Consider the following 12,753-nt stretch of genomic DNA (forward strand, 5'->3'; position numbering starts at 1 on the left):
CAAATGTAGAAAATATTTGGGAATTCGTACGATTCTAGCAAATTTCAATTCCAATTGATTAAAATCTACGGTTAATTCCATTACTTATAAAGTTATTGGTTTTTATTTTAGAAAATGGGCGGTCCTGCGCGTATAGGATTTACAGTCCCGCTTTCCCTCCTGCCAATTTGAAGGAAATCGGCATCCGTTCCAATCGGGTTTAGGTGGCCAGGCCGGTAGAAATATTTACTGATCATCACCAAACGTTCCTACGGAACGAAAACGCCAATTGTAAATTGGCTACCCGCCAAGCGTTCCCATGGAACGCCCTGTGATTATTATACCTTTCCCGTTCCATGGGAACGACTTCCAGGTAGAAAAAAAATGTTTTATTTTTTCGTTCCGTAGGAACGTTTCGTGTTTAGGTACGAAGGTAACAAGCCTATGTTCAATAAACCCGACAGGAGCGAACACGAATCCCGATTTTTCATCGGATGATTAAAGCGAATGGCGGAACTGCCGGCAGCCAAAAGCTACTGACAATCATTTCCAAAAAAAGATAAACCTCCTACCTGCTCAAAAAATCATCAATGGCTTTAATCGCATTCGCCAGCCTTTCATCACCCAAACCGCCAACTACTTTATAATTTGCATTCAATGCTTTCAGCTCCTTATGCCAAACCTGCATAAAATATTCGCGTTTCTCCGGAAAATCGCGCAGCGGATCATCCTGCCATGGCAAATCGATATCCATTAACAGATATAAATCGTATGGCTTTTTCGGTAATGCATCCAATACAACCTGGGGTGTTTCACCAAGCACTTCATCACTCCATATCTTTACCGTAATAAAAGTGGTATCACAAATAATAAAATCACTTTCGGTAATCACTAAAACTGCGTCTTCTAAAGCTACCTGGCCGTAGTACATATTCACCTCATCTTGTAGCGTATAATCTGCAACCAGATTTTCGCAATAGTAGCGGGCATATTCAGGCACCCACGAAACTTTGTAGTATTTAGCCAGCAGCTGAGATATAGTAGATTTTCCCGTACTTTCCGGGCCAACAATAGCAATCTTTTTTATGTTTCTATTCACGATACGTTTTCTGAATACGATCAAATGTAAAAGAAAAAGCCTTAAAAGAAAAAATCCGGTTGAGGAGGGCTCCTCTAACCGGATAATAAACCAAACAAACTATTTATGAAGAAATCCTCATGGCGGTTAACTACTCCGCGGAGGAAGCTTTAGATCATTGTCTAAAGTATATACAAAACGCATATATGTTCTGCTTATTACAACATCATTGCCAATATTTCGAGCATCACAACTTCGTGACGTAATTCTGACTAACAGGACTACTTTTGCGAAATTGTTTTAACACTAATTAACATTTGTAATAAAAATAAATATTTTCACTTTACACACCTCTATAATTTATAGTACAATCAGAAAAATAGTGTTCATTATTTAAAACTATATATACTAAACGCTGTTATGTATTTTAGACATTAAGCAAAAAAATCATTATCCCATGAAAAAATTGTGTGTTGTATTATCTCTTCTTATTGTATTTGCTTTAGGCTCAATTGCCTTTACTCATATTAAATTAGGTGGAATCATCGGAAAAATTACGCCAGGTGATTCGGCTTCTACAGTTTCGCTTATAGCAGAGAAAGACACCTTAAATGCACAGATTAATCAAGGTGTTTTTACTTTTACAAACCTTAAAGAAGGTGTTTATACGGTTGTGGTAAAAGCCAATCCGCCGTATAAAGATGCAGTAATAGAAAAGGTTGCCGTAAAAGATAGCGCTACTACAGATTTAGGCGAAATTAAATTACAACAGTAGCTCATTTCTCAAAAGAAAAATCTAAAAAGAGCGCTTAAATAGGGCTCTTTTTTATTTTAAAAAAAACGCCTTAAAATCATATCTAATGATGTATCTTTGCATCCCGACAGAACAGTTGGGATTTTTCTTCTTACAAGCATAATACCTTCTTGCTTCTTCACCTTCGGGTTCAACACTTTAGAATTTTAATTATTGTTTAAGCTTTATCATGCCTAAAGACACTTCCATACGCTCAGTACTGATTATCGGATCTGGACCAATTATTATTGGCCAAGCCTGTGAATTTGATTACTCAGGTTCGCAAGCGGCGCTTTCTTTAAAAGAAGAAGGGATTACCGTTTCTATTATCAACTCCAATCCGGCTACCATCATGACGGATAAGGTTATCGGCGACCATGTTTACCTGCGTCCGTTAAGCGTTGATTCAATAGAGGTTATTTTACAAGAGCATATCGACTCTGCAGATTTACCTAGAATTGATGCTGTACTTCCTACAATGGGAGGCCAAACCGCGCTAAACCTCTGTAAAGAAGCGGAAGAACGTGGTGTTTGGGAAAAATACGGTGTAAAAGTGGTTGGTGTAGATGTTGCAGCAATCGAAAAAACAGAAAACCGCGAAGCTTTCCGCCAGTTAATGGTTGATATCGGCGTAGGTGTTGCTGAATCGAAAATTGCCAACTCATTTTTAGAAGGTAAAGAAGCTGCACAAGAAATCGGTTATCCATTGGTAATCCGCCCTTCGTACACTTTAGGTGGTTCTGGTGGTGGTTTTGTGCACAAAAAAGAGGAATTCGATGCTGCTTTAAAACGTGGTTTAGAAGCTTCGCCAACACACGAAGTATTGGTAGAGAAAGCTGTTTTAGGCTGGAAAGAATACGAGTTGGAGTTGTTAAGAGATAGCAATGATAACGTGATCATTATCTGTTCGATCGAAAACTTCGATCCTATGGGTATCCACACAGGAGATTCAATCACTGTTGCTCCGGCAATGACTTTATCTGATCGTTGTTACCAGGATATGCGTAACCAGGCGATTAAAATGATGCGTGCAATCGGCAACTTTGCCGGCGGCTGTAATGTTCAGTTTTCGGTTAACCCGGCAAACGATGAAATTATCGCTATCGAAATTAACCCACGTGTATCGCGTTCATCAGCTTTGGCAAGTAAGGCAACCGGTTATCCGATTGCGAAAATTGCAGCTAAACTGGCTATCGGTTACAACCTGGATGAAATTGAAAATCAAATTACCAAAACGACTTCAGCGTATTTCGAACCTACTTTAGATTACGTAATTGTTAAAGTACCGCGTTGGAACTTCGATAAATTTAAAGGCGCTAACAAAGAGCTTGGCTTGCAGATGAAATCAGTAGGTGAGGTAATGGCAATTGGCCGTACTTTTATTGAGGCATTACAAAAAGCTTGTCAGAGTTTAGAGATCAACCGCGCTGGTTTAGGTGCAGATGGCAGACAGGTACGCAATATTGAAGAGATTATGGACGGTTTGGAGCACGCTTCATGGAACCGTTTATTCTTAATAAAAGACGCCATGACAATGGGTGTACCTTTGGAGTCTATCCGTAAGGTAACCAAAATTGATAAATGGTTCTTAAACCAGATTCAGGATCTTGTTCTTTTGGAAACTGAATTAAAAAGATATTCGCTTAACAATATCCCTCAGGATTTCTTTGTAACACTTAAACAAAAAGGATTCTCTGATATACAGATTGCCTGGTTGTTAGGCAATGTTACCGAAGATGAGGTTTACGATCGCCGTAAAGCTTTAGGTATAAACAGGGTGTATAAAATGGTTGATACCTGCGCTGCTGAGTTTCCGGCCAAAACACCATATTACTATTCTACTTTCGAAGAAGAGAATGAATCAAAACCTTCTGACAGGAAAAAAGTAATTGTTTTGGGTTCAGGCCCTAACCGTATTGGTCAGGGTATCGAATTCGATTATTCATGTGTACATGGTTTATTGGCTGCAAAAGAATCGGGTTTTGAAGCCATCATGATTAACTGTAATCCTGAAACGGTTTCTACTGACTTTAACATGGCCGATAAATTATACTTCGAGCCTGTTTTCTGGGAACATGTTCGCGAAATTATCGAGCTGGAAAAACCTGAAGGTGTAATTGTTCAGCTAGGTGGTCAGACCGCGCTGAAAATGGCAGAAAAATTAACTGAAAAAGGTATCAAAATTATCGGAACATCTTTCGAAAACATGGATATTGCCGAAGACCGCGGCCGTTTCTCTGATCTTTTGAAAGAATTAAACATTCCTTATCCAAAATATGGTGTTGCAGAAAATGCCGAAGAGGCAATTGTTGTCGCAAATGAGGTAGGTTATCCGGTATTGGTCCGTCCGAGTTATGTATTAGGTGGCCAGGGTATGAGCATCGTAATTAACGATGAAGACCTTGAAAAAGCAGTGGTGAAGTTATTGGGCGATTTACCGGGCAACCGCGTATTGATTGATCACTTTTTAGATAGGGCAGAAGAAGCAGAATCCGATTCAATTTCTGATGGTGATGATGTACACATTGTGGGTATGATGGAGCACATCGAGCCTGCAGGTATCCACTCAGGAGATTCGTTCGCCGTATTACCTACATTCAGCTTATCAGAAACGGTAACTAAAGCAATGGAAGAATACTCGATCAAAATTGCCAAAGCATTAGATGTACGAGGTTTACTTAACATTCAGTTCGCCATTAAGGATGAGAAAGTATATGTAATTGAGGCGAACCCAAGGGCATCGCGTACGGTTCCTTTCATCGCAAAAGCTTACGATGTTCCATATATTAATATCGCGGCTAAAATTATGTTAGGCGTAGCAAAGCTGAAAGATTTTACTATCGTTCGTAAACTTAAAGGTTATGCCATTAAAGAACCGGTTTTCTCTTACGAGAAATTCCCGGAGGTAGCTAAAGAATTAGGTCCTGAAATGAAATCTACAGGTGAAGCGATCCGTTTCATCAAAGATTTAGAAGATCCTTACTTCCGCAAGCTTTACAAAGACAAATCAATGTATTTGAGTAAGTAATCTGCTTACAAAGGTTTATAAAATAGCAATGGCCAGTGAAAAAATCACTGGCCATTTTTGTTTCGTCATCTCGACTGAAGCGCAGCGAAATGGAGAGATCTTTTAACTGGCGTAAAAGATTTCTCCACTTCGGTCGAAATGACGATCTGTATTAAACCTCGGTTATTGCTTCAACTTCGGTATCCTGGTTGGTGTATCTGTTCCGTTTACAATGCTGGTTGCACTCTTAGCAATTGCTTTAATAGTAGAAAGGATATTCTCTACATCTAAAGAGCTGTATTCGTCCTTTACGCTGTGGTACAATTTATCAATATCAATTTTATCCGTACTGATGGTATGTGCCGGTACGCCTAAAGCAGCTAAAGTTGCATTATCGCTTCTATAAAATAAGTTTTGATCCGGATAGGGATCCGGATGGAAAGTAAATTCAGTTCCTGCTAAGTTTTTCTGTAAAATCTTCCCAAAATCAGATCTTTCGTAACCGGTAATAAATGCGGTGTTTTTTCCAAACTTAGAATCTTTGCCGATCATTTCGATATTGAACATGGCTACAACATCATCAGGATTTAGTTTTTCTGAGAAATATCTTGCGCCAAAACCACCAATTTCTTCAGCAGTAAAAGCAACAAAGATCAAGGTACGTTCGTTATTTTTTTGTGCTTTATAATATTTGGCCAGGGCAATCATGGCCGTTGTACCCGAGGCATCATCATCAGCTCCATTGGCAATACTATCGCCATCTACCGGTTTTAAGAAACCCAGGTGATCATAATGACCCGAGAAAATTACAATTTCTTTCGCTTTTGATTTACCTGGAATTACGCCTGCTACATTAAACAATGGCATTTTGGTTACTTTGCTTTTAATAGTGGCCGAAAAATCCGTTGCCGCATCTTTACCTAAAACAAAAACCTGTACAGCACCGTTGGTTGCATTTACATCTTTTTCATCAACAGTAGTTGGTTTGCTGAAATGATCTTTATAACGGTTAAAAAGATCGGCAAATTTATTATCAACTAAAACGATCTGGTTTTTATCAGTGTTCAGCATGGTTCTGAACTGCGCTACAAAAGGCTTTTCAGGATCTAATTTAGCAACAGTGGTGTTGGATTTATCAAGCGTAACACTTTCTGTGGTAACACCGGTAACCATTATATTTTCTAGTGCAATTTCCTGTCCGTCTATTTTAACACTGGTACTTTGGTTAGCAACCTGGTATTTGTTAAAAGTTTGTCGGAATGTTTTTTCACCTGTTAAGGGCTGCAGACCGATTTTCTTAAATTCTGATTCAATAAAAGTAGCGGCTTTATCAATCCCAGGAGTAAAGGTTTCACGCCCTTGCATATCATCTGCACTTAAAGTTTTAATCAGGTGATCGGTGTACTCACGTGTGATGATTTTATCAATGTTTTGCGCTTTAAGCTGCAAACTTGCCATCCCGACAAGGGTAAGGAGGAATATTTTCTTCATATAATAAGTTGTAAAAAGGGTGAATTTAGGGTTTTTGGTTGATAATCCTGAGGTTTTGTGGTTGATAGTTTATTGGTTAATGGTCTGGTTGCTCATCGTTAATAGCCTAATGGTTTATAGTGTATCACTTTTGGACATGATCTATGATCCATCTAACTATGAACCATTTGCTACCTCTTCCATTAGCCATCTTCCATACTATTCTCCGTTCCAATCGTATTTTTCGAGGTCGCGGTATGCTTTTCCTTTTAATATTTCTTTCTTCTTTGACGATTCAGAATCAACCCTCGTTCCATGAATATTATCGGCCACCTCAAAATGAAAATCCTTGTCCTTTTTCGAATGATAAATGGATACTTCGTCTCCATCCGCTATTGCATAATCATATGGTCCGCGGGCACTCATCAGTTTTACAAATACAGGCAAACATTCAAAAAAGATAAACAGCAGCCCGATAAAAGTAACCGCAATTGCCGTATTGTTATCCCGGGTGCCATCTACGTTGAATTTAAGTTGCCCCAATGCCCAGTTGCGATCAGCAAAACCAGCAATATCCGATAAACTGTCTAACTGTTTTTTGGTGTATAGCTTTTCAGCAAACAGTCCATCAAATTCTTTGCGTTTATCTACAAAACCTTCCGATTTATTGATGTTGGCTTTCAGCGAATCTAATTCTGCCGTGCGTTGTGCAATCTCCGCTTCCTTGCGTTTGGCGTATGGCCCATAGCCCATTACACCTGATGTTTCGGTGGTTTTATTTCCGAAAATCTCGAAATTAAGCTTTTGTCTATCCGCTTTAATTCCTTTCTCAAGTGAATCCCGGGTGGCTTTCTGCTGATTTAACCTGCCAAACTCTACCTGATATTTTTTTTCGAAGGCTTTGTTCAAGGTGTCGATTTTAGCACGCTGACCATTCAGGTAACTCACCTTTAGGCGTTCTTTAATTTCTTTATCGAAAATTTTAAGCTCTATGGGTCTCGAAATAACCATACCGATCATAATGGCCAATAGAATACGCGGTGTGGCCTGTAATAACTGTTTATTGGTGCTGGCACTTTTATTAATGCTCGATACAATATAGCGGTCCATATTAAAGATGGCTGCTCCCCATAAAAAGCCGAAAACAATAGCGAAAACCACGGCCAGATCGTCGCCTTTAAACACAAAATACATGGCATAGCCTCCAGAAAGGGCAGCAAATAAGCCTGTAAAAAAGATGGTGGCACCAATGCCAGTATATTTATTTTGTTCTGAAGGATACTTTTCCAGTGTCGGGATATGAGCGCCAGAGCAAAACCAAAAGAAACGGTTCAGTTTGTCCATTTGTAACTGTTTATAATTAAACGCCTAAGGGTTAAAGTTGTTACAGTTTAAGACAAAATTTATGGCTTTTTTTTGATAGGAACCGTAAAGTTGATTTTCCTATATTTGCATAAATACATTTTATAAAATGAAAGAAATATCGGTACAAGAACTAAAAGAGAAAATCGATAACAAAGAAGATTTTCAATTAATTGATGTTCGTGAAACATTCGAATACGAGGTTTCCAATCTTGAAGGTGAGAATATCCCTTTGGGTGGAATTTTAATTGAGGCTGATAAGGTTGCGAAAGATAAGCCGGTAATTATTCAATGCCGTAGCGGAAAAAGAAGCGCAGCAGCAGTAATGCAGTTGGAGCAACAATACGGATTTGATAATCTTTATAACTTAAAAGGCGGCATTTTAGCCTGGCAAGAGGCTTTTGATCCGAGCATGCCGGTTTACTAAGGTTCATAATAACCAATAAACAAATTCCAATTATCAAACTGTAACCGCTGAAATGAATCGTAAGTATTCCTTTCCGACACAAGGGTTTGATAATTGGTTATTGCAAGTTGGTCATTAATTAGTTCATTCTATTACAAAATAAATTTCCTCATTGTGGGTAAAAAATTTGCTTTAAATATCTTCTATAACCTAGCCATTATCCTTTCTATTTTCGGATTGGTGTGGTGTTATAACAATGCTAAGTATCTTCCTGCTGGTTTTTTGGTAGGCACAACGGCTTGTTTGTTTTACTTTAAGTATCAACTTACTAAAGACATCAGAAAAAGCTTTAAAGAAAAAGATCAGAAGTAATACCTGCTAAGCCTAAACCTGGCAGATTTTTTAAGATATACTTCCCGTTTTCGAAAGCTGGATCAGTAAATGGGTTATTTTTGGTCAGCCATGGCCCATCTAAATCGGCCCAGTTGCATAAGGGAGCCAAAGCGGCAGCAGCCAAAGTAGCGCAACTTGTTTCGCTCATACAACCGATCAGCACTTTCATTCCAAAAGAACGGGCTTTCAAAATCATCTGATGGCCTTCATACATTCCGCAGCTCTTCATCAGTTTTACGTTAATGCCATGATAAGCCCCTTTCAGTTTGTTCATGTCGGCTAAACGCTGTACCGCTTCATCGGCCAGTAATGGAATAGGGCTACGCGCTGTTAACCAGGCATTTCCGTCCAGGTTGTTTTTATCCATAGGTTGCTCAATCAATACCACACCCTGGTTATGCAGCCAATAAATTAAATCAATCGCTTTTATCTTATCTGTCCAGCCCTGGTTCGCATCTACATATAAGGGTACATTGGTCATGCTCCTAATGGTTTTGATAATTTCCTGATCATTATCTCTCCCCAGTTTAACTTTAATCACTTTAAAAGCTTCCGCATCTTTCAGTTTTTCGCGGATTACTTCAGGCGTATCAATGCCAATGGTATAAGAAGTTACCGGCATGTTAGCAGGATCTGCGCCGTACATTTCATAACAGGGTTTATTTAACAATTTCCCTTTAATATCGTTAAGCGCAATATCTATCGCCGCTTTAATGGCTGGCTGACCTGGAACAAGGCTGTCCAAATAGCTAATAATTTCTTTGAAATCGAATGGATATTGGATTTTGTTCCAATCTACAAGCTGCAGAAAAGCTGCTGCACTTTCGTAGCTCTCGCCCATATATGGCACCATAGAAGCCTCACCATAACCAACCACACCTTCATGCGCTATCTTTAACAACATTAAGGGTGTACTGGTACGGGTAAATTTCGAAATCGAAAAAGGATGTTTTAATTCTAATTCAAATTGCCTGCAACTAATCTTCATTGTCAATCGTCTTCTAAATAAATAAGGTAATTATCGCTTTACAAATTATCTTTGTTTTATTAACGCAACTACCACTGCCATGAAAAACAATTCAAGATTACGGTATTTTATTTATTTATCCTTAATAATTATTGGAGGATGTACCACCGGAAAAAATGCCTTACAAAAAGGTGATTACGATGCTTCGGTTGAAAAATCGGTAAGCAGACTACAAAACTCACCGAAAAACAGCGAAGCCATGCAAGTGTTAAAAACAGCTTACGATTTAGCACTAAAGGATCATTTAAGAAAAATTGAAGAGGCAAAAGCATCTAACGATCTTTTTAGATGGGAATCGGTGATGTACGATTATCAAAAAATCAATCAATTGGCTGATGATATCAATAGTTGTCCGGCCTGTTTAACGGTTGTTCCAGGTCCGACAAAATACATCAATGAGCTTGCGGATAGTAAATATAATGCTGCAGCAGCCAGATATAACTCTGGTTTAAGTTATTTGAGGGAAAATAATCGCCAGGCAGCTAAAAAAGCCTATTACGAGTTTGAGAAAACACAAAACCTTCAGGCCAATTATAAAGATGTAAAAGCTAAAATGGAAGATGCCTATTGGGCAGCAGTAGCAAGGGTGGTGGTACAACCAATTATTGTAAACAGCGGGGCGTATAAGTTGAGTGCCGATTATTTTCAGCAACAGATTGATCAGTTTATTGGAAGTTACTCGAGGAATAAGTTTGTGATTTTTTACGGCGAAGCGCAGGCTACCGAGCAAAAAATTGTTCCCGACCAGGTATTGAGTTTAAACTTTGACGATTTTGTGGTAGGCCAAACCTATGTAAAAGAAAGGGTTGAAAAGTTAAAACGCGACAGTGTGGTAATCGGCGAAACACGCGATAAAAAACCGGTTTATGGCACAGTAAAAGCAAACTTAAGTATTTTCGAAAAGAATATCTCGTCATCAGGATTACTGGATATGAGCATTACTGATTGGAAAACAAAAAAATTGGTTCGCCAACAGAAATTCCCCGGAACTTATGTTTGGCGTGATAGCTGGGCCAGTTATAAAGGCGATGACAGGGCCCTGAGTAAACAGCAATTGGCCATTACCAGAAGAAAAGAAACACTACCACCTCCACCAAGTGCTTTATTTTTAGAATTTACCAAACCGATTTATACTCAACTGGTTGAAGATATCAGTTATTATTACAACAACTATTAGCTTAACCACCCCCGACCCCTCCTTGAAAAGGAGGGGAGTTAACACCTCACCCTATTGAAGGAAGGGGTTTCGCTTACTGCAGTAACGCCCCTCTCCTGCAGGAGAGGGAGAAATTGAAGATTGCAATACCATTCACGTAAATAGGGTGAGGTGGTTGTAATCCCTGCGTTAAAATAAAACATCATTGCTTAGCCCTAAAAATATAATGGCTAATATTGCAGTAATGAACACTGGCTTATACAATCCTTTCCAAAACTTCGATTTTTTATATAAAACCTGCTTTTTAAGCGGAAAAACTTTTAATTCTCCTGTAATCCAGGTGCCTTTGCTTCCCAAATGGTTGCTTGAACAGGCGGCTTTAAGTGGCGAAGAGCAGATCCAGTTTTTGGATGAGAGTATCCGTTCGTACAATACGCTGGTTATCCCGGTAAATACTGAGATAAACGAGCAGTTTTTAAATCCTTTGGAAGATAAAATCGAAGCTGCATTTGCGAAAGGTTACGATGCCGTTTCTGCATTGCCTGAACTGGATCTTTTCAACTGGATCGGAAAGTTTTTATATGGCTTTGTATATATCGAAATGCATTCTGCTTTACGGAAAGAAATGACTGCTGATGGCTTAAACATGTCGCAATCTTTGATGATGAAATTTGCCAATCTGAATTTCATGATGCAGAACCTCTATACCAGCCTGGAGTTTGAAGATTTTTCACCATGGTCTATCACGGTAGTAAAACTCGAAAACGGAGAAACGCCATTCAGTTTCCGTGATGAGATTAACACTTTAACCTTCTCGTTAAAAATGAAAGATTTTGGCATCATTGCCTGTTTACAGGATAACGGCACCAATAAACGCTATCATCAGGATCTCATCAATGAGATAAAAGGCAAAGCTTTAACTGCCGAGCAGTTTGAAGAGCTGAGCGCCCGTTTTTATTATTCAGCCTATCTTTTTAACCGTTTACCTGAATATACTTTTATGCCTGTAGAAGGTACCACTTATATAGAAGCTATGCCTTTACGTGGCAATATGACCAAGCCGCTTTTTGATGTTTGGCAACATAAAGTATATGCGCAGGTGTTGGAAAACTTCTGGAAACCATGGGGTTATGTGGTATTCGAGATCATTAAAAATCCTGATGAACCAATGAGTTTCTTCGAGAAACCTTTTCTCCCAAATGCGGGGTAGACTTTTTTATCATTAAGAAATTAAGAGCATTAAGAAAAGGGCAATACCTTAATCATCTTAACCCCTTAATGTTATACTCTTAAAACATTTGCCCGTTAAGAGATTAAGACGTTTTATCTAAATATTGAATGCAGATTTAATTTCTTCGATAACCTAAATGCAATCGTCATTTCGAACGAAGTCAAGAAATCCATTGTAAATCTCTCTCAGCTTAACTTTTAGGGCTATGCTTCAGTCAGGTTAACGACTAATTAAATCCCCAGTTTTGTTCTGATGACGGTGAAGAAATTCTCTAAAATACCAGGGACAAAAATAATGGTAAAAATCAGGCCAGTTAATGCGCCAAATAAGTGGGCATCGTGATTAATGTGGTCTCTTGCGTTACGCGAGGCATAAGCACAATAAACTAAGTACAATACCCCAAAAATGATAGCAGGTATTGGAATGGGAATAAACATGAGATATAAGCCTGTTAACGGGCTGTATAGTATAAAACTGAATACTACGGCGCTTATTGCTCCGGATGCGCCTAAACTATTATAGTTAAACGTGTCCTTGTGCCTAAAAATAGTAGGAAGATCGCTTAAAACCATCGCAACAAAGTACATCAGTCCAAACCGCCAGCTTCCCATCATGCTTTCGAGTGCAAAAGCAAAAGCATAAAAGGTAAACATGTTAAAAAATAAGTGCATCCAATCGGCATGGATTAAACCACTGGTTATAATCGTATAAATATTCCTTCCCTTTGATACAGTGTACGGATGCAACATGAACTTTCCATAAAGAGAGTGATCGTAGAAAGCGTATAGGCTGGTAATAATGGTAAAAACAAAAATTATTGAAGCAACTGGTGCAATATTAAAGTATTCCAT

At 38.7% G+C, this 12,753-nt stretch carries 11 protein-coding genes; 6 read left to right on the top strand and 5 right to left on the bottom strand.

Annotated features, from left to right (window positions below; translation table 11 throughout):
• Nucleotides 1-547 precede the first annotated feature (547 nt).
• Complete coding sequence (locus tag IM793_RS00750; RefSeq protein ID WP_193419284.1) at nt 548-1,078, bottom strand: ATP-binding protein; 531 nt, start codon at nt 1,076-1,078, stop codon at nt 548-550.
• Between the two features lie 436 nt (nt 1,079-1,514).
• On the opposite strand from IM793_RS00750, the gene IM793_RS00755 reads away from it, so the two are divergent.
• The gene (locus IM793_RS00755; protein WP_193419285.1) at nt 1,515-1,832 is read left to right on the top strand and encodes a carboxypeptidase regulatory-like domain-containing protein; all 318 of its coding nucleotides are present in this window, start codon (nt 1,515-1,517) and stop codon (nt 1,830-1,832) included.
• Between the two features lie 208 nt (nt 1,833-2,040).
• Nucleotides 2,041-4,878, top strand: coding sequence for a carbamoyl-phosphate synthase large subunit (gene carB / locus IM793_RS00760; RefSeq protein ID WP_132395555.1), 2,838 nt, complete (start codon nt 2,041-2,043; stop codon nt 4,876-4,878).
• A gap of 162 nt (nt 4,879-5,040) precedes the next feature.
• On the opposite strand, the gene IM793_RS00765 is transcribed toward carB, so the two are convergent.
• Both IM793_RS00765 and IM793_RS00770 read right to left on the bottom strand, forming a co-directional pair.
• Complete coding sequence (locus tag IM793_RS00765; RefSeq protein WP_193419286.1) at nt 5,041-6,348, bottom strand: M20/M25/M40 family metallo-hydrolase; 1,308 nt, start codon at nt 6,346-6,348, stop codon at nt 5,041-5,043.
• Nucleotides 6,349-6,546: 198 nt separating this feature from the next.
• On the bottom strand, nt 6,547-7,671 hold the full coding sequence (locus IM793_RS00770) for a DUF4407 domain-containing protein (RefSeq protein WP_193419287.1): 1,125 nt from the start codon (nt 7,669-7,671) through the stop codon (nt 6,547-6,549).
• 127 nt (nt 7,672-7,798) lie between these two features.
• Between IM793_RS00770 and IM793_RS00775 the strand changes: the two genes are divergently transcribed.
• Together IM793_RS00775 and IM793_RS24955 are read left to right on the top strand one after the other, a co-directional pair.
• Nucleotides 7,799-8,116, top strand: a complete 318-nt coding sequence (locus IM793_RS00775) for a rhodanese-like domain-containing protein (RefSeq protein ID WP_029277953.1) — start codon at nt 7,799-7,801, stop codon at nt 8,114-8,116.
• 153 nt (nt 8,117-8,269) lie between these two features.
• The gene (locus IM793_RS24955; RefSeq protein WP_029277955.1) at nt 8,270-8,467 is read left to right on the top strand and encodes a DUF6358 family protein; all 198 of its coding nucleotides are present in this window, start codon (nt 8,270-8,272) and stop codon (nt 8,465-8,467) included.
• Here the strand turns inward: IM793_RS24955 and IM793_RS00785 are convergent.
• Nucleotides 8,445-9,476 (bottom strand): dipeptide epimerase, encoded by a 1,032-nt coding sequence (locus IM793_RS00785; RefSeq protein WP_193419288.1) that lies wholly within the window; start codon nt 9,474-9,476, stop codon nt 8,445-8,447. The genes IM793_RS24955 and IM793_RS00785 overlap by 23 nt on opposite strands.
• Nucleotides 9,477-9,555: 79 nt before the next feature.
• On the opposite strand from IM793_RS00785, the gene IM793_RS00790 reads away from it, so the two are divergent.
• Nucleotides 9,556-10,692 carry a hypothetical protein gene (locus tag IM793_RS00790; protein WP_193419289.1) on the top strand — a complete coding sequence of 379 codons (1,137 nt, stop codon included), beginning with the start codon at nt 9,556-9,558 and terminating at the stop codon, nt 10,690-10,692.
• A gap of 205 nt (nt 10,693-10,897) precedes the next feature.
• On the top strand, nt 10,898-11,881 hold the full coding sequence (locus tag IM793_RS00795; RefSeq protein ID WP_193419290.1) for a hypothetical protein: 984 nt from the start codon (nt 10,898-10,900) through the stop codon (nt 11,879-11,881).
• A 251-nt stretch (nt 11,882-12,132) separates the two neighbouring features.
• Here IM793_RS00795 and IM793_RS00800 read toward each other — a convergent pair whose 3' ends face one another.
• Complete coding sequence (locus tag IM793_RS00800) at nt 12,133-12,753, bottom strand: rhomboid family intramembrane serine protease (RefSeq protein WP_193419291.1); 621 nt, start codon at nt 12,751-12,753, stop codon at nt 12,133-12,135.

Origin of the sequence: Pedobacter sp. MR2016-19, from assembly GCF_014947265.1 — a bacterium.
GTDB lineage: Bacteria > Bacteroidota > Bacteroidia > Sphingobacteriales > Sphingobacteriaceae > Pedobacter.

Excerpts from the sequence above, each read along its gene's own strand:
- IM793_RS00790 (WP_193419289.1), top strand. The coding sequence starts at position 9,556 with ATGAAAAACAATTCAAGATTACGGTATTTTATTTATTTATCCTTAATA.
- IM793_RS00770 (WP_193419287.1), bottom strand. The coding sequence starts at position 7,671 with ATGGACAAACTGAACCGTTTCTTTTGGTTTTGCTCTGGCGCTCATATC.
- IM793_RS00765 (WP_193419286.1), bottom strand. The coding sequence starts at position 6,348 with ATGAAGAAAATATTCCTCCTTACCCTTGTCGGGATGGCAAGTTTGCAG.
- carB (WP_132395555.1), top strand. The coding sequence starts at position 2,041 with ATGCCTAAAGACACTTCCATACGCTCAGTACTGATTATCGGATCTGGA.
- IM793_RS00785 (WP_193419288.1), bottom strand. The coding sequence starts at position 9,476 with ATGAAGATTAGTTGCAGGCAATTTGAATTAGAATTAAAACATCCTTTT.
- IM793_RS00795 (WP_193419290.1), top strand. The coding sequence starts at position 10,898 with ATGGCTAATATTGCAGTAATGAACACTGGCTTATACAATCCTTTCCAA.
- IM793_RS00755 (WP_193419285.1), top strand. The coding sequence starts at position 1,515 with ATGAAAAAATTGTGTGTTGTATTATCTCTTCTTATTGTATTTGCTTTA.
- IM793_RS00775 (WP_029277953.1), top strand. The coding sequence starts at position 7,799 with ATGAAAGAAATATCGGTACAAGAACTAAAAGAGAAAATCGATAACAAA.
- IM793_RS00800 (WP_193419291.1), bottom strand. The coding sequence starts at position 12,753 with ATGGAATACTTTAATATTGCACCAGTTGCTTCAATAATTTTTGTTTTT.